The 20,824-nt window shown below is 26.3% G+C and carries 22 protein-coding genes; 10 read left to right on the top strand and 12 right to left on the bottom strand.

Annotated features, from left to right (window positions below; translation table 11 throughout):
• Position 1 precedes the first annotated feature (1 nt).
• Genes CJ670_RS04010 through CJ670_RS03980 form a run of 7 tightly spaced genes read right to left on the bottom strand, consistent with a single transcriptional unit; the run spans position 2 to position 6,064 of the window.
• A complete protein-coding gene (locus CJ670_RS04010) occupies positions 2-922 on the bottom strand; it encodes a glycoside hydrolase family protein (RefSeq protein ID WP_207763607.1) in 921 nt (306 codons plus the stop codon).
• A gap of 30 nt (positions 923-952) precedes the next feature.
• Positions 953-1,591 carry a class I SAM-dependent methyltransferase gene (locus tag CJ670_RS04005; protein ID WP_105938934.1) on the bottom strand — a complete coding sequence of 213 codons (639 nt, stop codon included), beginning with the start codon at positions 1,589-1,591 and terminating at the stop codon, positions 953-955.
• Positions 1,591-2,250 carry an acetyltransferase gene (locus CJ670_RS04000; protein ID WP_105938933.1) on the bottom strand — a complete coding sequence of 220 codons (660 nt, stop codon included), beginning with the start codon at positions 2,248-2,250 and terminating at the stop codon, positions 1,591-1,593. Before CJ670_RS04000 ends, CJ670_RS04005 begins: the two co-directional genes overlap by 1 nt.
• A 17-nt stretch (positions 2,251-2,267) precedes the next feature.
• Positions 2,268-2,957: a WbqC family protein gene (locus CJ670_RS03995; protein ID WP_105938932.1), complete on the bottom strand. Its 690-nt coding sequence runs from the start codon at positions 2,955-2,957 to the stop codon at positions 2,268-2,270.
• The gene (locus CJ670_RS03990; RefSeq protein ID WP_105938931.1) at positions 2,957-4,030 is read right to left on the bottom strand and encodes a DegT/DnrJ/EryC1/StrS family aminotransferase; all 1,074 of its coding nucleotides are present in this window, start codon (positions 4,028-4,030) and stop codon (positions 2,957-2,959) included. Before CJ670_RS03990 ends, CJ670_RS03995 begins: the two co-directional genes overlap by 1 nt.
• A complete protein-coding gene (locus CJ670_RS03985; protein WP_105938930.1) occupies positions 4,023-5,042 on the bottom strand; it encodes a TDP-N-acetylfucosamine:lipid II N-acetylfucosaminyltransferase family protein in 1,020 nt (339 codons plus the stop codon). The genes CJ670_RS03990 and CJ670_RS03985 overlap by 8 nt, the downstream gene beginning before the upstream one ends.
• Positions 5,039-6,064 (bottom strand): hypothetical protein, encoded by a 1,026-nt coding sequence (locus tag CJ670_RS03980; protein WP_105938929.1) that lies wholly within the window; start codon positions 6,062-6,064, stop codon positions 5,039-5,041. Before CJ670_RS03980 ends, CJ670_RS03985 begins: the two co-directional genes overlap by 4 nt.
• A 137-nt stretch (positions 6,065-6,201) precedes the next feature.
• Here CJ670_RS03980 and CJ670_RS03975 point away from each other — a divergent pair, with 137 nt between their 5' ends.
• Positions 6,202-8,223: a motility associated factor glycosyltransferase family protein gene (locus CJ670_RS03975; RefSeq protein WP_105938928.1), complete on the top strand. Its 2,022-nt coding sequence runs from the start codon at positions 6,202-6,204 to the stop codon at positions 8,221-8,223.
• A gap of 10 nt (positions 8,224-8,233) precedes the next feature.
• Here CJ670_RS03975 and CJ670_RS03970 read toward each other — a convergent pair whose 3' ends face one another.
• The 5 genes from CJ670_RS03970 to trmA form a co-directional block, all read right to left on the bottom strand.
• Positions 8,234-9,076, bottom strand: coding sequence for a flagellin (locus tag CJ670_RS03970; protein WP_105938927.1), 843 nt, complete (start codon positions 9,074-9,076; stop codon positions 8,234-8,236).
• A gap of 210 nt (positions 9,077-9,286) precedes the next feature.
• On the bottom strand, positions 9,287-10,129 hold the full coding sequence (locus CJ670_RS03965) for a flagellin (RefSeq protein WP_105938926.1): 843 nt from the start codon (positions 10,127-10,129) through the stop codon (positions 9,287-9,289).
• Positions 10,130-10,319: 190 nt separating this feature from the next.
• Positions 10,320-10,595 carry a type II toxin-antitoxin system RelE/ParE family toxin gene (locus CJ670_RS03960; RefSeq protein ID WP_105913310.1) on the bottom strand — a complete coding sequence of 92 codons (276 nt, stop codon included), beginning with the start codon at positions 10,593-10,595 and terminating at the stop codon, positions 10,320-10,322.
• Positions 10,592-10,828 (bottom strand): hypothetical protein, encoded by a 237-nt coding sequence (locus tag CJ670_RS03955; RefSeq protein WP_066168219.1) that lies wholly within the window; start codon positions 10,826-10,828, stop codon positions 10,592-10,594. Before CJ670_RS03955 ends, CJ670_RS03960 begins: the two co-directional genes overlap by 4 nt.
• A 27-nt stretch (positions 10,829-10,855) precedes the next feature.
• A complete protein-coding gene (trmA, locus tag CJ670_RS03950) occupies positions 10,856-11,992 on the bottom strand; it encodes a tRNA (uridine(54)-C5)-methyltransferase TrmA (protein ID WP_105938925.1) in 1,137 nt (378 codons plus the stop codon).
• Positions 11,993-12,080: 88 nt separating this feature from the next.
• Here trmA and CJ670_RS03945 point away from each other — a divergent pair, with 88 nt between their 5' ends.
• The 9 genes from CJ670_RS03945 to CJ670_RS03905 all read left to right on the top strand — a co-directional run bounded on the left by CJ670_RS03945 (position 12,081) and on the right by CJ670_RS03905 (position 20,823).
• Entirely contained in the window at positions 12,081-12,275 is a 195-nt protein-coding gene (locus CJ670_RS03945) for a hypothetical protein (RefSeq protein ID WP_066221448.1), read from the top strand.
• A complete protein-coding gene (locus CJ670_RS03940; RefSeq protein ID WP_066221451.1) occupies positions 12,259-12,504 on the top strand; it encodes a type II toxin-antitoxin system RelE family toxin in 246 nt (81 codons plus the stop codon). Before CJ670_RS03945 ends, CJ670_RS03940 begins: the two co-directional genes overlap by 17 nt.
• Before the next feature lies 1 nt (position 12,505).
• A complete protein-coding gene (locus CJ670_RS03935) occupies positions 12,506-14,056 on the top strand; it encodes a helicase-related protein (RefSeq protein WP_105938924.1) in 1,551 nt (516 codons plus the stop codon).
• Positions 14,057-14,128: 72 nt separating this feature from the next.
• Positions 14,129-16,072, top strand: coding sequence for an ankyrin repeat domain-containing protein (locus CJ670_RS03930; RefSeq protein ID WP_105938923.1), 1,944 nt, complete (start codon positions 14,129-14,131; stop codon positions 16,070-16,072).
• Positions 16,073-16,084: 12 nt separating this feature from the next.
• Positions 16,085-17,401, top strand: coding sequence for a bifunctional UDP-N-acetylglucosamine diphosphorylase/glucosamine-1-phosphate N-acetyltransferase GlmU (glmU, locus tag CJ670_RS03925; protein WP_105938922.1), 1,317 nt, complete (start codon positions 16,085-16,087; stop codon positions 17,399-17,401).
• 3 nt (positions 17,402-17,404) lie between these two features.
• Positions 17,405-18,616, top strand: coding sequence for a bifunctional phosphopantothenoylcysteine decarboxylase/phosphopantothenate--cysteine ligase CoaBC (gene coaBC, locus CJ670_RS03920; RefSeq protein ID WP_105938921.1), 1,212 nt, complete (start codon positions 17,405-17,407; stop codon positions 18,614-18,616).
• Entirely contained in the window at positions 18,613-19,299 is a 687-nt protein-coding gene (locus CJ670_RS03915) for a di-trans,poly-cis-decaprenylcistransferase (RefSeq protein ID WP_105938920.1), read from the top strand. The genes coaBC and CJ670_RS03915 overlap by 4 nt, the downstream gene beginning before the upstream one ends.
• A 4-nt stretch (positions 19,300-19,303) precedes the next feature.
• Positions 19,304-19,810, top strand: coding sequence for a prepilin peptidase (locus CJ670_RS03910; protein ID WP_228154197.1), 507 nt, complete (start codon positions 19,304-19,306; stop codon positions 19,808-19,810).
• Entirely contained in the window at positions 19,807-20,823 is a 1,017-nt protein-coding gene (locus CJ670_RS03905; RefSeq protein ID WP_105938918.1) for an LptF/LptG family permease, read from the top strand. The genes CJ670_RS03910 and CJ670_RS03905 overlap by 4 nt, the downstream gene beginning before the upstream one ends.
• The last annotated feature ends 1 nt before the right edge of the window (position 20,824 follow it).

The following is a 20,824-nucleotide window of genomic DNA, read 5'->3' as shown; positions in this document are numbered from 1 at the left end:
TTTAATTTTCCTCCAATACAGCATAACCAAAGCCAGTTTTACCAAATGTATTTCCATTGTAAATCATATATCTTTTACCTTTATGATCATAAACAAACGGATACTCTATCATTTCACTGTCCCATCCACTTTCACTCACATCAATTCCAACTTCATCATCTTTTCTAGTCCAATCCATCCCATCAGATGATTCAGCATACCCTATACGATAACTACTATTTTTATTTGTTCTATAGTTTTGAAGATTTCTATGTGCATACCACATTTTATAAGTATCATTATCCTTTAAAACACAAGCTCTAACTATCCCACACTCATTTTCATCTTTATAGTCAATAGCAATTTTACCTTCTCTTTTCCAATCGATTCCATTATTTGATTCTGCATATTTGATATGATAAAACGGTTCACTTTTTCCATCATACTCAACCCAGTCTGTATTTGACAAATACCACATTTTCCAAATACCATTTTCTTTTAATATAAAAGGTGCCGCATTAAAATATGGTTCTTTATATGTCCTATCAAAGAGAGGACCTTCTGAAAATTTTTCAAAAGTCATTCCTCTATCTTTACTTATAGCTAATCCTATTGAGTTGTGATAAGCAATTGTATTTCTTACATTCCAGCCTATATAATACATCCAAACTTCATTTCCCACATTGATAACATGTGAAGCCATAGCACCACAATCATCAAACATTCCAATTTTTCCAAAACTTAGAACTGACTTTTCATGTGTATATAAAATATTTGTAGGATTCTCTGCTTCTACCTCAATATATGAAATATTAGTTTTGTTGTCAATATCTCTTGCGGTGAAATATATTCTTAATACATCTTCGGAAATTTTATATACAGTTGGTACTGAAGCATAACCTTTTGAATTCCACTCAAAACTTGTGTTCGGCTCATATATCAAACCTTTTTTAATCCATTTCATATTATTGTTCTACTTATATAAATAAACTGTATATTCATATAGTCCATAATCATTTCGTATTATAAAGTTTCTACTAATTTTTTTAGTCAGAAAATTAGCCATATCATCCATTGGAACATGAAAAAGAGTATCTATTTCCCAATCTACTTGTTTTGACATCACATTAAATGATATACCTTTATTACAGTAACTATAAACTAATCCTACCATTTTTTCAAAATATTCAAACATATCTTCATATGACAAATTTCGTTTCTCTGTAAATACTCCATTCATAACAATATAATCGTACTTATTTTGTAAAAGATTGTTATCTTTTAAGATATCCCCAAGAATATAATTATTTTTAGGAAATTTTTGCTTAGATTCATTAAAAAATTTATTTGATATTTCCAATCCAGTATATTCAATATTATTTATATTATTCTTTTGTATAAATTCATATAGATGTGAAAGTCCACAACCATAATCTAAAAGGGAAACTTGTTTAGTAACCTGAAATGATTTCTCACGAAAGTTAACAAGCTCAAGCATTGTTTGATATCTAAATTCAACCTGCTCTTCTTTTGTCCAATCCACTCCTCGTGGTGTGTCTCCATACTTATCAAAACACTCTTCATAATGTTCTATTATTTTTGTATACTCCATCAAAAACCTCTCAATCTATTACTTGGAACTCTTGATTTTTCTGTTTCAATTGGAGAATATACTGAATTATCATCAGTATCATTAAAAATTACAGCGCTTGAACCAATGACATTTGATTTACCAATAATAACATTATCAGCTATAGTACAATTTACACCAAGAAAGGAACTTTCACCAATAGTTACATTTCCAGATACAACTACATGTGAAGCTAAAAAACAGTGATCTTCTATAGTTGTATGATGTCCTATATGGTTTCCACTCCAAAGGATACAGTTATCACCTATTTTAGTAAAAGGTTGAATGACATTATTTTCAAATATAAAACAGTTATCACCTACTGGTGTATTATAGTAAGTAGCTTTTGAGCTAATGTAACTTACACATGTATAGCCTTTTGATTTTGCATCAGCAAATTTTTGAACTCTTAACTTATTTACTTTTTTATAACTTATAGGGATAAACATTTTGTATTCATTTGGTGGATATTTTTCTATTAATTCTTCATATGCAATTACTGGTAAATCATGAAATTTTTCTTTTTCAAGAAACTCTTTATCAACCGTAAAAGCTACCACTTCATGTTCACTGTCATTTGTCAAGTAAAAGTGTGCTATCTCAGCTATCTGTCCAATTCCAAAAATTATTACTTTTGCCATTGTTTATTCCTTCCTTATTAAATCAGTTCATATCTGAATAGCATTTGCTTAATTTCAATCACACTATTAAACATTAAGATATCTATTACAGATAAATGTGATATAAAATCATTTTTAAATTGTTTATATTCAATAAATTGTGTTTTTAAAAAATTTAATTTTATATTTTCTTCTTTAAACTTCTCTTTATTATAAAGTTCTTGTCCACCTATTGAATTAATATAAACTCTAGCTTCTAACTTTTTACAAATATCTATAATTTTATCTTGAGCTTTTAAGCTATTTTCTTTTCCTATGTCGCTTGAGTATATAAATTTTATATTAATTTTTAAATAATTTGATATCTCTTCCAAAGAGTAACCAATAAATTTAGCTAAATTTTTTTCTTTATTATTTAATATCGCTTCAATTATTGGAAATATATCAAAGAAATAAGGTGCCTTTTTATATGCCATCTCTATTGTTTTTAAAAGCTTTTTGCTATTGTTTCCAACTTCTATTTCATTTATAAGCTTATTTTGACTTGCATTTATTAGCTCAAGTGTAAACTGTTGAGCCTTACCATCAACTAAAATATAGTTTCTATTTATGTATCCTTTATTTATATAATTTACATCATCATATAATACAAAAGTATCAACAGCATTTATAAGTTGCCAATAGCCAATATATGGGAAAAGATATGGTTGCATTATTGCTAATGTCATTATAAATTATCCTTTATTATTTCAATAATAGTATCTTGGATATTTTCTTTAAGTTCAGTAAAAATTGGTAAACAAAGTATTCTTCTGCTTATATCTCTTGATATTTTGCACTCTTGTTTTGGTTCTATATAATCAAGTGTATCAAGTGAAGGATAAAAATATCTTCTAGGAAATATATCTTTTTTGCTTAAAGCTTTTTGTACTTTTAAAAGTTGCTCTTCAGTTTTGAAAACTACTGGAAAATAGCTATAATTCTCTGTGGAATTTTCATTTTGCTCTTGAAATTGAACTAAATCTTTTAACTCTTTTCTATATTTTTCTAAAATAACTTTTCGTTTTTCTTTTATCTCTTCTATATCATCAAGAACACAAAGCCCCATCGCAGCTTCAAATTCATTCATCTTTGCATTTGTTCCCAAGTGAGGTATTTCTTCTTGATTTTTTATACCAAAGTTAATAAGATATCTAGCTTTTTCTACAAGCTCATCATCATTTATAATTAAAGCACCACCTTCAATAGTGTGAAAAAGTTTTGTAGCATGGAAACTAAGAGTTGAAATATCTCCATAGTTTAATACACTGGTATCTTTATATTTTACATCAAAAGCGTGAGCTGCATCATAAACTACTTTTAGGTTGTATTTTTTTGCAATCTTTTTTATATCCTCTACATTACAAGGATTTCCAAATACATGAGTAGCAACTATAGCAGATGTATTTTTAGTAATTTGCTTTTCCATCTTTCTTGGATCAATATTTAAGCTATTTGGGTTTATATCAGCAAAAATAGGTAAAAGTTGATTTGTAACAAGTGAACTTGTAGTAGCTACAAAACTAAAAGGAGTAGTTATAGCGAAACCTTTTAATTCTAATGTTCTATACGCTATTTCCAAAGCAACTGTACCATTTGCAACTAATACAATATTTTTAACTCCAAGATATTTTGCTAATTTTTTTTCTAGTTTTTGAACTAGTGGACCATTGTTTGTAATCCAACCATTTTCATATATCTCATCGATATATTTTAAATATTTTTCTTTATTTGGTAGATAAGTTTTTGTTACATTAATCATTAAATATTTTTTGCCATTGTTTTGAACTTTCTTTTTCAGAATAATTATCCTGAACTATTGAAATATTATTAAATTTTGCATTTTGGTCAATTAATTTCAATATTCCATTTGATAAATCTTCGATAGAATAAAATATTAAATTCATATTTTTGAATAAATCATACATATTATTTTCCCGATTTAGATAAACAGTTTTTCCTAAGCCTAAAAGTGAAATAATATTTCCTCCTCCTTGTTGCCTATTATGATTAAAAATTGCTAAGTCTATTGTTTCTAAAAAATCTAAATAATCTTGTGGAGTTAATAATCTATCAATATGATGAAAATCATTTTTAAATAAAAGTTTTCCCAATTGTATGATTTTGTTTGCATAAATTTTATCTCCATAAGATAAAGGACAATAGATTTCAAATTCTTTATTTTCTAAATTAGTAAGTAAATTAAATATTTCTTCATGTCTATTTGTAATCGTAGCAGAATTTCCAACTAAAATTTTTAATTTTTGATTAACCTTAAACGTAGAAATTTCTTTAAAAAGATTCTTTGGATAAAATGGGCATTTCCATAAAGTACCAAATGTAAAGTATTTGTTTTTGACATATTCAAAATCATATATATTTAAAGTTATGAAATTACGAATATTTTTAATAATTTGATTTCTAAACCAAGTTTGTTTTTCAGGAAAATAAAAATCCCCACCCCACATAACCCAGTAGCATTTTTTAAGTAATTCTTGATTGAAATAGAGTAATATATCAACTTTGTCTCTCCAAAGTCCATGAAGTATAATTTTTTTTGCCATTTTCATATAGTCTAAAAGTGTTATAAATATATCATCATCTGTATGCAAAAATTCTACTTTGTGTTCAGGAGTTAATCCGTACTCATATTTTTCACTCGTGATAAATACATAGTGATGATTCTCTCTTCCAAAATTTTCATCTACAAAATCTATAAATGGAGCTAAAAACTTATCAAGAATCATCACATGTAGTATTTTATTTTCATTCATTTTTGTACTTCTATGGATTTTTTTACTCTATTTATAATTTCTTTAAAATAAATATGATTTTTATAACCTAATTTTAAATGATAGTAAATATAAGCTATTCTAGTAGATTCATCTAAATTAAAATTTATATTTATATTATATTTTTCACTATATGATTTAAAACTTATTGCATTAAAACTATTTCCATATTTATCTATATCATCTTTATTGAAACCTAAATATTCAAGATTATTTAGTAGTTTTTTAAAATATGCTTTATTTTGATTTTCAAATTCTCGTAAAGTAAGATTTTTATCTCTACTAAGCCCTAAAGTTAATAGTAGAATATCATTTGATTTATATCTTAAAAGATTCATAATAGGCATTTCAAATCTATCTTTAAATGTTTTTTCATAATTACTTAAATATACTTCTAAGTTTTCAAAAATATCTTTTGCACTTTTTAGTTCTATTAAATTTAAATTGCTATGTTGAAACTTATTTTTTATCTCTTTTATTGAATTCTTATCAAAATATAAAGCCTTAAAATCATACTCTGGAAAATCTTTTATTATTTCATTTACATATTCGACAAACTCTTCATCTTCCAAATTCTCCTTAGTAGCCAAAAATCCCACACTATTTTGTTTATACATATTTTTTAACTCTTCGCTTAAAGGTTCACTCAAACTATGTAAAAATTTAGTTTCATTAAATTTTTCATGAGTTTTATCAATCAAAGTATATGGAGAGTTTAGAAGCTCCTCACCAGAGTCATGATTTTTAAAAGATATAATAGATTTTTTACATATATATTTTGTCGGTAGATGATATCTGAAAGCTTTACTTTCAACATCATACATATCATCGATTTTTTCTATAAACTTATTTGCTTCTATAGTATCAATTAGTTTGTTATCTAAAAAAACATCTATTTTTTGTGTTTCGTCACTTCCTACTTTTTTTGCAAAACCTAAAAATGAAAAATAACTCTCTTTATGAAGAACACCATAAGTTTTACCAGTTTGTATAGGACTAATCATTTTCTACCTTTTTAATTTTGTATCAATTTTATCAAATATGTTATTAAAATAGGTAAACATCTATTTTAATATTTTATATATTTATAAGCTATAATGCAATTCTTTATAATTAAAAATAGATTAAAAGGTAATAAACTATGACAGATGAAGAAATCAAATTACAAAATGCTCTTACAACCACTTTCCTAGCAAATATGGCTTTTTTAAGTGAGTATGACAATGATCTTTTTCAAAGAGTTGAAAAACTATCAAGAATGATTGAAACAGGTGAATATAAAGAGAGATATGAGTTGGAATTTATCAAGGAAAATGGTGATTTTGATATTTTTGATAATCAAACAAATAAATATTTGTATGGGAAAAAACCAACAAAAATAAATAATGAATTGATAAAAAATGTAGATTTTTCAAGTTCAAAAACTATTTTGAATATAGAAAACCATTTTAGAAGATATAAAAATAGTCCAAGTATAAATTTGTCAAATGAACAAGTTGGAGAGTATGACTCATTGTTACAAAAAAACATGCAAGAATTTTCAATAGCCTTAAATGATTATGTAGATAATCCAACTAAAAAGTATAAAAAAATAGAAAAATTTGTTTTTTTTGGAGTCTTAACAGGAAGGCATATTCCAGAAATTGCACAAAAAATTAATGCTGAATCATATATGATTTTTGAAAAAAATCTTGAGACTTTTAGACTATCTTTGTTTACTTTAGATTATAAAATTATTGCAAATAAAGGTGTTATTTTTTCTATTATGGATGATACTACTGAAGTAGAAAAAAAAATCAAACAATTTTTAGATTTTAATAGATTTTCAAACTACGCTATAAAATATTTAGAAATAGGAAACTATTTACAAGATTATTTAGATTTATTTATAGCAATTCTATCTTCTATGAGAAGCTCTCAATATAGTTATTTGAGGTATATCTATGTTTACTTAAATAGAACTACAAAATATATAAAAGATAAATATTATTTTTTACAGTTTAATAAAACTAAGCAAGGCTTTAAGGCTTTGGAAGATATACCAGTTTTATATTTAGCAGCTGGTCCATCTTTGGATGAAAATATAGAGTGGATTAAACAAAATCAGGATAAGTTTTTTATTGTAACTATTGGTTCGGTATATAAAAAGCTTCTAAATAGAGAAATTAAAGTAGATTTAGTAACAACTGTTGATGAGCAAAAATGGCTAGAAAGAATTCAATTTCCAGAATCAACGATAGAAAAAGCAGATAAAAATACAGTTTTTCTAGCTTCTACCTTAACTAATGAAAAGATTTTAAAAAGATTAAAAGATAAAAATTTAATTCTATATGAAGGACTTGGCTCTTTTTTTGAAGAAATAGATACTGTAGAAGGTTTTAGTATAGGAGAAATAACATTATATATTCTTTTACAATTAAATATAAAAAGTATTTATCTTGTAGGACTTGATTTAGCATTAAACCAAGATACAGGAGAAACACACTCTAAAGAAGCTGGTTCTGGAATAAGAAAAGTTAATTTAAATAGAGAAAATAAAGAAAATATTTTAGAAAATAGAAAAACAATTTTTAAAGTAAAAGGTAATTTAAAAACACAAGTTTCTACTATTCCAACTTTTTATAATTCTATATATTATTTGCAAGAGATTTTAATTAATAAGAAAAGCGATACAAAAATATTTAATCTATCTTCTAGTGGTGCATTTTTTCAAGGAACTATTCCACAAAAAATAGATAATCTGAATATAAAAGAGTTTGAAAAAATAGATAAAGATAGTTTAAATATAAAAGAGAAGCTAAAATTTTTTATAAAAAATAGTTTTAGTATTGAAGATAAACAAAAATATATAACAAAAATAACTATTTTAGAGAAAGATATAAAAAACTATTTAGATGAACTTAAGGCAACTGAAAACAAAAGTTTTTTAGAATTTAGAGAAGTATCAATAAACTTTATATATTTAATTAAAGATTTTGATTACCCTTTATTTTTAGTATTATATAAATATATAGAGATAGTTATACCGTATCTAAATTATCATTTTAATGATAGAGGGTTAAACCAAGAATATAAAAAAGTACAAAAAATAAAAGAAATTTTTATAAATCAAATAGAAGTTTTAATAGATGATTATATTTTGTGTCTAAAAAGAGTAGTTTAATAAACTTAGACTACTGAAGTAGTCTAAGAACATTTTGAGAAACAGCATTCGCCTGGCTGATTGCATAAGAACCAGCTTGAGAAACTATGTTTAGTTTGTTAAAGTTTGCACTCTCTTCGGCATAATCAACATCTCTAATAACAGACTCAGCATTTTTAATATTTGTAGCTTGAGTCATTAAGTTTCTAACAGCTGATTCAACTTGATTTTGAGTAGAACCTATGTCTCCTCTGTATCCATTTAGTGTTGTAATAGCAGTATCAACTGTAGTTTGGTTAGATGCTGCTAGACCAGAAGTTAGTAAATTTGCACCAAGTGTTGCCAGAGCATTAATACCTAATCCAGTAGTATTAGAATTTACAGCACCCATGCTAATAATATCCGTGCTTTTCTCTCCAATTTGGAAATTTAGAGGAACACCAGCTGCATTACCAGCTGCATTAGATATTAGATTAGTACTATTATAATTTGTTTGTTTTGCTATATTATCTAATTGAGTCAATAACTTATTAATATCTTTTCTAATTGATTCTCTACCGTCAGCTGAAGTAGTTGAAGTATTTGCTTGAATTAGTTTTGATTTTACAGTATCTAGAATTTTTGATTGCTCAGCCATAGATTTATCAGCAATTTGTAAAAGAGATATTGCTGAATTACCATTTGCAACACCTTGATTTATACTTGTAGCTTGAGTTCTAAGTTTATCAGCAATTGCAAGACCAGAAGCATCATCACTAGCTTTATTGATTTTTAAACCCGTACTTAATTTTTCTAAAGAGCTACTTATACTAGCATTTGTATTTTTAGCTGCTTCTTGAGCTGTAAGTGAAGATACGTTTGTGTTAATTTTCATAAGTTTGTCCTTATTTTTGATTTATTTTAGTGTAAATAAAACTTTATTAGACAATTATTACAAACTAATTCATAAAATTAGTTTAAATGAATATTAAAAAAAGAAAAAGTGGAGATTTTTCTCCACTTTTTAATAAAAGAGAACTTATTCGGAACAGGGACTTAAGTCCCATTATTATATTAAAGATTGGACTAAAGTCCAATTTCCAAACTACTGAAGTAGTCTAAGAACGTTTTGTTGAGTAGCATTCGCTTGGCTGATTGCATAAGAACCAGCTTGAGAAACTATGTTTAGTTTATTAAAGTTTGCACTCTCTTCAGCATAATCAACATCTCTAATAACAGACTCAGCTGCTTTTATATTTGTAGCCTGAGTCATTAAGTTTCTTACAGCTGATTCAACTTGATTTTGAGTAGAACCTATGTCTCCTCTGTATCCATTTAGCCTAGTAATAGCAGTATCAACTGTAGCTTGGTTAGATCCTGCTAAAGAAGAAGTTAGTGCATTTGCACCAAGTCCTTTAAGAGAATCAACACCTAATCCTGTAGTATTAGAATCAACTGCTGACATAGTAATAATATCGGTGCTCTTCTCTCCAACTTGGAAATTAAGTGTTGCAGCAGCAGCATTACCAGCAGAATTAGATATTAGATTAGTACCATTATAATTTGTTTGTTTTGCTATATTATCTAGTTGAGTTAATAATTTATTAATATCTTTTCTAATTGATTCTCTACCGTCAGCTGAAGTAGTTGCCGTATTTGCTTGAATTAATTTAGATTTCACAGTATCTAAAATTTTTGATTGCTCAGCCATAGACTTATCAGCTATTTGTAAAAGAGATATTGCTGAATTACCATTTGCAACACCTTGATTTATACTTGAAGCTTGAGTTCTTAGTTTATCAGCAATAGCAAGACCAGAAGCATCATCAGAAGCCTTGTTTATTTTTAAACCAGAACTAAGTTTTTCTAAAGAGCTACTTATGTTAGCATTTGTATTTTTAGATGCTTCTTGAGCACCAAGTGAAGATACGTTTGTATTAATTCTCATAATAATTCCTTTATGAATTTGTAAAATATTTTATGAATATTGTAAAAATATTCAAGCCTAAAAACATTCTAGTTTTACCTAGCATAGATTGTAAAATCTCTTTTACTCTCTTCGGATTGAATTCAACCCTAAATTTATAAACGAAGTATTATATAACTTTTCTTAAAATTAGTTTAAATTAATTTTGCTTTTACAAGTTTTCTTTATATTTTGTAATTCCTAAAAGAGTAATTGAGTTTTTAGATATTTTGTAAGGTATTACATATCCTTTAAACATACAATCTCTAATTGAAATATTATCAAAATAGATAGATTGTCTATATTTATATAAAAATGGTGGAATTTGATTTATAATTTCTCTTAAATCTTTAGCAAACTGTTTTGCATTTTTCTTGCTATCTTCAGATATGAAATCTAAAATAGATTTTAAATCCATATTGAATTTTTCTGAATATAGTATTTTCATTTTTCTATATACTTATCAATATTTTTCCAATAATCTTCATCTAATTCAAGTACTATTCCAGCTTCAACATCTTTTAAAGCTTGTTGATATTCTAGTTTTTCTTTTTCAAATTCTTTATCAATAACTTTTGTAACTATTTCTATATCTTTTCCTTTAAAAAGAGTTTTAATAGATTCAACGAAATTATTATCTAATTCATTTGCATTTAGTCGTAAAGTTGAAGATATACTCATAAGTTCTCCTTTTATTTTGATTTTTGATTATACTACAAAACTATATTTTTCCAAAATCACACCACACTCTATATGCTCACTATATGCAAACTGGTCAAATAGGGCAAATCTTACTATTTTATGGGTTTTTAAAAGCTCTTCTAAGTCTCTATGTAAAGTTTCAGGGTTGCAAGATATATAGATAATATTTTCGAAATTTTTTGCTAAAGCTCTTGTTGTATCATCAAGTCCACTTCTTGGTGGGTCCATAAAAATAGTATCAAAATCATAAGATTTTAAATCTATATTTTTTAATCTATTAAAAACTCTAACTTCATTTAAAGCCTCAACAAACTCTTCAGAGCTCATTCTTATAAATTCAATATTGTTTATACCATTTAAACTACAATTTCTCAAAGCTGATTTTATCGATGTTTTTGAAATCTCTGTTGCTAATACTTTATTGAATTTTTTTGAAAGTGGAATTGTAAAGTTTCCACCACCACAATAAAGTTCGCATAAATCTTTATTTGACTTTTCTATATTATTTAAAACCCACTCAATCATTTTTATATTTACAGAAGTATTTGGTTGAGTAAAACCATTCTCTTCATAGGCAAATTTGAACTCTTGATTGTTTATATTTAAGCTCTCGTTTATAAAATCGCTACTTAAAACTATTTTTTGTTTTCTGCTTCTTCCAATTATTTTTATATTTAATTTTTGCTCAATTTCACGTGCAAGATTTATCCACTCATCTTCAAGTTTTTTGTGATAAATCAAAGTTACAAGCATATCAGAAGTTGAACTAACCAAAAACTCAATAGCAAAAAGCCTAAAAGACAAAATCATAGATTTTTCAAGCTCAGTTAAGAGTTTTGGCATAAGATTTTTTATATCTTCGCTTACTATCTCACATGAATCGATTTTTAAAATCTCTTTATTAAAATCATTCATAGCGTAAGTTAAAATATCTTTGTTATTTTGCTCATCTTTTTCCCACCAAATCCTAAATTCAGCTCTATTTCTAAAGTTTTTTGAAGCACTTTTTATAATATCAAAATCGCAATTTACAATATTTGAAAATCTATTTTTTTCTCTTTGGATTTTGTAGTTTAGTTGTTCATCATAATTTTTATCATAAAGTGTACAAGAAGCACAAGAGCCAAAATATTTACAGTTCATAAGATTTTATCCTTTTTTTAAAGTTCGTATTATATGTAAATATTGGTAAAAGTAGATATAATTTAGGAATTTTAAAAAAGGAGACTTTATGAACTCATTTGTAATAAATATAAAAGATGAAATTTTAAAAGATAAAGTTTTATGGCTTTTAGAACATTTTAAAAATGATGGATTAGAGATAGTTTCTAAAGAGGATTTAGATGATTTAAAACTTTTAAAAGCTTCAAGAGAAGATGAAACAATAGATTTTGAAGAGTATTTAAAAAATGAAAATTGTAATTAGAAGTAGCGCTATAAAAGATTTAAAATCTATTAGCGAACCTTTTAAAACAAAAATTGAGAAAAAAATATTAGAGCTTAAAAAATTTCCAAATCTTACAAATATTAAAAAATTAACAAATTTTGAACCAGCATATAGATATAGAATTGGTGATTATAGAGTTCTTTTTGATATTGAAGATGATAATTTAATAATTGGTAGAGTTTTACACAGAAAAGAGAGTTATTTATAAAATGAAAGAAAATTGGCAAGAACAACTAAAAGATTTATTAAATTGTGATTTAAAAACACTTTATCCACTAGCAAGAAGTATGAATCGAAAATTAGAATTTTATGTTGGCCCAACAAATAGTGGAAAAACTTATAATGCTATGAAAAAATTAAAAGAGGCAAATAGTGGATTGTATCTTGCACCTTTGAGACTTTTGGCACTTGAAGGGTATGAAGATTTAAAAGAGTCAAATATTGATGCTTCATTAATCACAGGTGAAGAGCAGATTTTAAATGAAGAAGCAGCTCATATTTGCTCAACAATTGAGATGTTGGATTTTGACCTTGAAGTTGATGTTGCAGTTATTGATGAAGTTCAAATGCTTGAAGACAACGATAGAGGTTGGGCTTGGGTGAATGCTATTATTGGAGTTCCTGCTAAAAAAGTTATTATGACTGGAAGTGTAAATGCTCTTGAAGCTGTAAAAAAGATAGTTCAATATTTAGATGAAGAGCTAGAGGTTGTAAGACATAAAAGAAAAAATCCTTTGTTGGTTCTTGAAAAATGGACACCTCTTGAAAAACTTGAAAAAGGAACAGCTTTGATAGCTTTTTCAAGAGCCGAAGTTTTAAAACTAAAACAAAAACTGCAAAAAAAATACTCTGTATCTGTAATTTATGGAAATCTTTCTCCTGAGGTTAGACGTGATGAAGCAAGTAGATTTAGACGAGGTGAGAGTCAAATTTTAATTGCAACAGATGCTATTAGTATGGGATTAAATTTACCTATAAAAACTATACTTTTCACAACTGATACAAAATTTGATGGAGTTAGTAAAAGAAAAATAAGTGTAAATGAGATAGTTCAAATAGCAGGTCGTGCTGGAAGATTTGGATTATTTGAAGCTGGATATTTAGGAGCTACACGAAGAGATGTTTTAGAGTATATAAAAGAGGAGTTTACAGCTTCTATAAAAACAATAAAACCACCATTTAAAGTAAAAATAAATAACTCTCAACTAGAAAATCTTTCAATGCATTTAAAGACAAAATCACTTACAAAAGTTTTAAATTTTTTTGCTTTAAATATGAAATTTGCTGGTCCTTTTGAAGCTGCAAATCTATCAAGTATGCTTGAAGCTTCAAGAATTGTTGATAGTAAAGATGGTTTGAGTTTAGAAGAGAAATATCTTTTGGCACAAGCTCCAATTACTACAAAATCAACTATTATAGTTCAAGCTTATAGCTCATATATTGCAAGTGTGATTAAAAAAAGACCAAATCATTATAAACCATCAATTACTTTACCAAAAAAGGCAATTACACAAAAAGATCTGCTTTTGGTTGAAGATGAAGTGAAAAAAATATCTTTATATCTTTGGCTTTCGTATAAACTGCCTGATCTTTTTCCTGACCATGATAAGGCTTTTATTTTGAGAGAATCTTTTAATAGATTTATTGAAAAATCTTTAAAAGGTGTTTTAATAGATGAAAAAAGAGATGAAAAACCTTTTTATAAAGATAAAGAGGATAAAAACAATAATTCTTACTCTAGAAGAAGAAAAAGAGTTTAATATATTTTTTGATAGAATATATCCATAATGAAGATAAATATAAAGATGAATATTTAGAATAAGGAAAGTATTGTGCTAGGTTTTTTTAGGGCCGATGAAGATGCATTTGTAAAAGAGTTGATGTCTTCAAATATCAATATCGATAAACTCAAAAAATATATTGCAAATGGTGTAAATATAAATGCAGTTGATGAAAAAGGAAGAAATTATCTTTTTTTCTTTGCTGCTAAAAAAAATTTTAACGCAATAAAAATTTTGATAAGCCTAGGTATAGATATGTACAAAGAGGATAAACTTGGCAAAACAGTACTAAGTGAGGCTTGTGAAAAATATGATTTTATGATGATAAAATTTTTACTAGACAATGGTTTTGATGGAAATAGAAAAAACTCTGCTGGTAGAACAATATTGCAAGATAGTGTACTTTTAGGAAATGATAAAGTTTTTCAAATACTTTTGCACTACAATTTGGATTTTGATATAAAAGATAGTGATGGCAGAAATGTAGTTTTTGATGCCATAGAAAATGGAAATTTAGAGACTTTGAAAAAAGTTATTGACAATGTAAAAGATATAAATGCAGTAGATAAAAATGGACAAACAGCACTTTTTGAAGCTGTTTTAAAAGATGATTTAAGACTTGCTTTAGCTTTGATAAATATTGGAATAAATTTAAATATTTTAGATAAAAATGGTCAAAATGTTTTATATAACACTATTTTGCAAGGTATGAAAAATGAGATACTTCTAAAGCATTTAGCAAAAAGAGGAATAAACTTTAATGTAGTTGATAATAGAGATAAATCTATTTTAGATGAAATTTTTTACATAATGGTTTTACAAAAATATGATAAAGATATTGAAGATAAAAGATATATGCTTATAAATCCAAAAGATGATTACTCGTCTTTAGCTCTTCAAATTATTGAATTAGGATTTAAAGTTGATACTTTAGATAAATATGGAAAAACTGCTTTACAAAAAGAGTTAGAGAGAAAAAATTTTACAAATGCAGAGTTTCTATTAAATTGTGGAGCTAGTTTAAATATTTTTGATGAGCATCATAGAAGTTTATTTCATATAGAGGTTTTAAAAGGTTATTCAAACAATAAAATAATAGATTTTTTAATCCTAAAAGGTGCAAATTTAAACCAAAGAGACAAATATTTTAGAACAATTGTAGACAATCTTATAGAAATTATCTTAATCTCAAAAGGCGAAAAAGCAAGAAATCAAAGTTTAGATGAATATGTACAAGAAGATGGTGGATTTGATATATTATTGAAAAAACTATTAGTTTATGAAGCTGATATAAGCTATACAAGAGTAGATGGAAAAAATCTAGTTTTTGATTTGGTTCCTTATGATAGTTTTGAAATTCTTGATATTTTGGTTGAGTATAAAGTAGATTTAAATTATAAAGATTTCGATGGAAACACTCCTTTGATGTATATGGTTGATGAGGGTTTAAGAATAGAAGATAGAACTTTGAAAGCATATTTTATTAAAAGGTTACAAAATTTTTTAAAGTATAGAATAAATATGGATATTCAAGATAAAGATGGAAGAACTGTTATTCATAAAGCTGTAATAGCTGATGATTTGCTTATTGTTGAAAAATTAATGATAAAAAAAGCAAATCTTGATATAAAAGATAATCACGGACGAACTGCTCTTCATCACACTCAATGGAAAGGAAATTATGAGATAGCAAGATGGTTAATCCTAGCAGGTGCAAATATGAATGAACCTGATAATAGTGGATTTAATATATTAAACTATGCCGCAATTTTGGGACATACTAGACTTGTAATAACTCTTATTTCTTCTGGAGTTTTGATGTACAATAACAATCCAAAAAATAAAAAAGTAGCTGAATTTTTCAAAAGTAAAGAGAAGATACTTGATAAATTAGTTGCAGCAGAAGATATTAGTGATAGTAAGATGAAAAATGCTCTTATTGAAGTTGTTACAAACTTTAAAAAAGAGATAAATGAAGCTTTGCTTAAAAAATAATAAGGAATTTTTTTGAATCAAAAATCTATAATAATCCTTGCAGCTGGTCAAGGAACAAGAATGAAATCAGATATACCAAAGGTTTTACATAAAATCTCTGGAAAACCTATGATTTATTACTCAATTAAAGAGGCTTTAAAATTAAGTGATGATATTACAGTTGTTTTATATCACCAATTTGAACGTGTAAAAGCTGAAATAGAAAAATATTTTTCAAACATAAATTTTGTAATTCAAGACCATAAAAACTACCCTGGAACTGGTGGTGCTGTTATGGGAATAACACCAAAATATGAGAAAACTTTGGTTTTAAATGCAGATATGCCACTAATTCAAGCAAGTGAGCTAGAGAAATTTGATATACCAAATGCAACTATTGTAATGTCTGTTTTGAAGCTTGAAAGTGCAGATGGATATGGAAGAGTAATTATTGAAAATGAAAATGTAAAAAAAATAGTTGAACAAAAAGATGCAAGTATTGAAGAGCTTAAAATCACAACAGCAAATGCAGGAATTTATCAGTTTGAAACAAATTTTTTACTTGAAAACTTAGCAAAACTAGATAATAACAATGCCCAAAAAGAGTACTACATAACTGATTTAGTAGAAATGGCAATTAATCAAGGTAAGGTTCTAAAACCTTTGATTGTAAATGAAGAGAATTTTAAAGGAGTTAATTCAAAAGTTGAGTTAGCTGATGCTGAGGTAATTCATCAAAATAGAATAAAAAAAGAGTTTCTAAAAGCTGGTGTTATTATGAGATTGCCTGAAACTATCTATATAGAAGAGAGTGTTGAAATTGAAGGCGAAAGTATAATTGAAAATGGTGTAAGTTTGCTTGGAAACTCAAAAATTATAAACTCTCATATCAAAACAAATAGTGTAGTTGAAGACTCAATTATAAAAGATAGTGATGTTGGACCAATGGCAAGAATACGACCGCTTAGTGAAATAAATAAAACTCATATTGGAAACTTTGTTGAGACAAAAAAAGCTATTTTAAATGGTGTAAAAGCTGGGCATTTATCATATCTTGGTGATTGTTCTATAGATGAGGGCACAAATATAGGGTGTGGAACAATTACTTGTAATTATGATGGGGTAAATAAATATCAAACAATTATTGGGAAAAATGTTTTTGTAGGAAGTGACACACAATTTGTTGCACCTGTAAAAATTGAAGATGATGTTTTAATAGCAGCTGGTTCAACAGTAACTGGAAATGTAAAAAAAGGTGAACTTTATTTAACAAGAGCAAAAGCAAAAACTATTGATGGATATTTTTATAAACATTTTGATAAAGCCAAAAAAGTAAAAGAAGAGAAATAAATAGTGATTTTAAAAGATAAAAAAATTCTTATAGGAGTTACTGGTTCAATTGCAATATATAAAAGTTTAGAGCTAATAAGACTTTATATAAAAGCTGGTGCAAATGTAAAAGTAATTATGAGTGATGGTGCTAAAAAGTTTATAAATCCAATAACTTTTGAAGCAATTAGTCAAAATAAGATTTTAGATGAAAATAGTGAAAACTGGGATAAAAATAGTGATTATAATCATATAGATATAACAAAATGGGCTGATATTTTAGTAATTGCACCAGCTAGTGCAAATACAATAAATAAAATATCTTGTGGAATTGCTGATAATTTACTACTTCAAACAGTTCTTGCTTGTAAAAAGAAAATTATTATTGCACCTGCTGCAAATACAAATATGATTGAAAATCCTATTACTATTAAAAGTATAAACAAATTAAAAGAATTTGGATTTGAAGTTTTACAAACACAAACAAAAGAGTTAGTTTGTAAAGATGTTGGAAATGGTGCAATGCTTGAGCCAATTGATATTTTTCATAAAACTTGCAAAGAACTTCTAAAAACTTCTTACTGGGAAAATAGAAGAGCTGTTTTAAGTGGTGGAGGAACAATAGAAAAAATTGATGATGTAAGATATATTTCAAACTTTTCAAGTGGAAAAATGGCATCAAGTTTAGCAACAGCGCTTTACTATTTGGGTGCTGATGTAAGTTTAGTATCTAGCAGAGGATATGAAAATGTACCTTATGAGATAGACTTAAAAGTTTCAACTAGTGCACAACAGATGTTTGAAAATTTGAAATTATCTTTAGAGAGCAAATTAGATAAAAAGAGTTTTTTATTTATGGTAGCTGCTATTAGTGATTATATTCCAAAGCAAAAATTTGATGGAAAACTAAAAAAAGAGAGCTTAGGTGATAATTGGAGTTTGGAGCTTAATAAAAATATCGATATATTAGCAACTTTAAACAAAAGTGAAATTTACTCTATTGGCTTTAAAGCTGAAATGGATAAAAAAGAGGCCAAAACAAATGCTCAAAATATGTTAAAAAATAAAAATCTTGATGCCGTTTGCTTAAATATTTTAGATGAAAATAACACTTTTGGGAACCAAAACAATAATATAGAGCTTATTTTAAAAGATAGAAGTTTTCATTTTAGTGGTGATAAATTAGATATTTCATTAAATATCTTAGAAACTTTAGAAAAAGAGTTTGAAAAATGATTAACTCTAGTTGCCCATCTCATATTGCGATTATTATGGATGGAAATGGAAGATGGGCAAAACAAAGAGATCTTAAAAGAACAGCTGGGCATGAAGCTGGAGCAAAAGTTGTTCGAAATATCACAAAATATTGTGCAAAAATAGGGGTTAAATATCTTACTTTATATGCTTTTTCAACTGAAAACTGGACAAGACCAAAACTTGAAGTTGAGTATTTAATGAAACTTTTGGAAAAATATTTAAAAAATGAACTTGAAACATTTATGCAAAATAGTATAAGATTTAAAGCAATAGGAGATTTAAGTAAGTTTTCAAAAAATTTACAAAAAACTATAAGAGATATTGAAGAAAAGACATTAGAAAACTCAGGTCTTACTCAAGTTTTAGCACTAAATTATGGTTCAAAAGATGAGATAATTAGAGCAATAAAAAAATTAAATGAGAAAAAACTTGAAGTAAATGAAGAAAACTTTGAGTCATGTCTTGATACAGCTGGATTTGGAGATGTTGATTTGCTTATACGAACAAGTGGAGAAATTAGGCTTTCAAACTATTTGTTGTGGCAAAATGCTTATGCAGAGATGTTTTTTACAAAAACACTTTGGCCTGATTTTACTATTGAAGAGTTAGATAATATAATAGAAGATTTTAATAAAAGACAAAGAAGATTTGGTGGAGTTTAGTATTTTGCAAAGTATACTTTTAATACTATATTTGATAAATTTGGTAGTTTTATCACTATATGATTTTAAGTATAAAGCTGTGCCTGATTATCTTTTATTATTTGCATTGTTATCATCTTTTTTTATTACAAATCTTGATATTTTTGAAGCATTACAAAGTGCTTTTATAGTTTCTGGAGCTTTTGTAATATTAAATTTCTTGGTTACTTTTTATATACAAAATATAAAATCAAGATTTTTAAAAGATGAGAGTTTAAAAACTCAAGCAGCACTAGGAGAAGGAGATATTCCTTTGATTGCATCTTTTGGTGTAATTTTAGGAGTTTATAATACATTTATTGCAATATTTTTAAGTGCAATTGCAGCTATGTTTTATGCAGTTTATCTAAGAAAAATAAAAAATAAAGATATAAAAAATGACCTTGAGATACCTTTTATTCCATTTCTCGTTTTTGGTTTTTTATTGGAGTATTTTTTTAGTTTATCAAATATTTTTAAGGATTTTTATTGAGATTAAGTAACTATTTACACTCACAATTAGCTATTAGCTTTTTTCCTATATTTTTAGGACTTTTTTTTATAACTTCTGTTGTTTTTTTGGTTAAAATCGCAAGTCTTACTTCTGTGATTACAATGACATCTTTTGAACTTCTAAAACTTTATATCTATTCAATTCCGCAAGTTGTATTTTATACATTACCAATATCTTTTTTTATATCATTAACAATTTGTTTGTCAAAATTATCAAGCGAATATGAAATGGTTGTTATTACATCTTATGGTTTAAACCCGCTAAATATAATTAAAATTTTCTTACCTTTAACAGCTATTTTAACTATTTTTTTACTAGTTATATCTTTAGGTCTTATTCCAAAAACAAAATATTTAACAAAAACTTTCTCTGAAATTAAGAAAAAAGAGGCAAGTTTTAATATAAAAGAGAGTCAATTTGGACAAAAATTCGGTGATTGGTTGATTTATATAAATGGAAAAGATGAAAAAGTTTATAAAGAAGTTACACTTTTTAAGAGTGAAAAAAATTCAGAAAATTTTATAGTAAGCGATGAAGCTATACTTGAAAATGAAAAAGGCAATTTGAGTTTTAAATTAATAAATGGAAAAGTTTTTGCAATAGATAATAAAGAGCTTAGTCAGATTGATTATAAAGAGATGTATATAAATGATTCAGTATCAAATTCTGATATAGTAAATTTTGATACATCTTATAATTTTTGGAAAAATGCTTTGAAAAACAATAAAGATATTGATGATTTTTCATTTTTCATTTTGTCATCTATTTTTCCTTTAATATCTCTATTTTTAGTTATAATTTTTGGTTATTTTAATCCAAGATATGAAAAAAATAGAGCTGTTGCATACTCTGTTTTGGCTGTTGTTATCTATTTTATATTAATTAAATATATTGGTGAGAGATTATTCTTGCACTCTTTGTATATTATTCCAACTATTTGGATAATTGCAAGTTATATTTTATACTCTAAAACTACAAAAAAAGAGTATTAAA

It is taken from the genome of Arcobacter cryaerophilus gv. crypticus, assembly GCF_002993025.1.
Classification (GTDB): domain Bacteria; phylum Campylobacterota; class Campylobacteria; order Campylobacterales; family Arcobacteraceae; genus Aliarcobacter; species Aliarcobacter cryaerophilus_B.
Note: the sequence above shows the minus strand (reverse complement) of the source record. Positions and strands in the feature narration are given on the sequence as shown.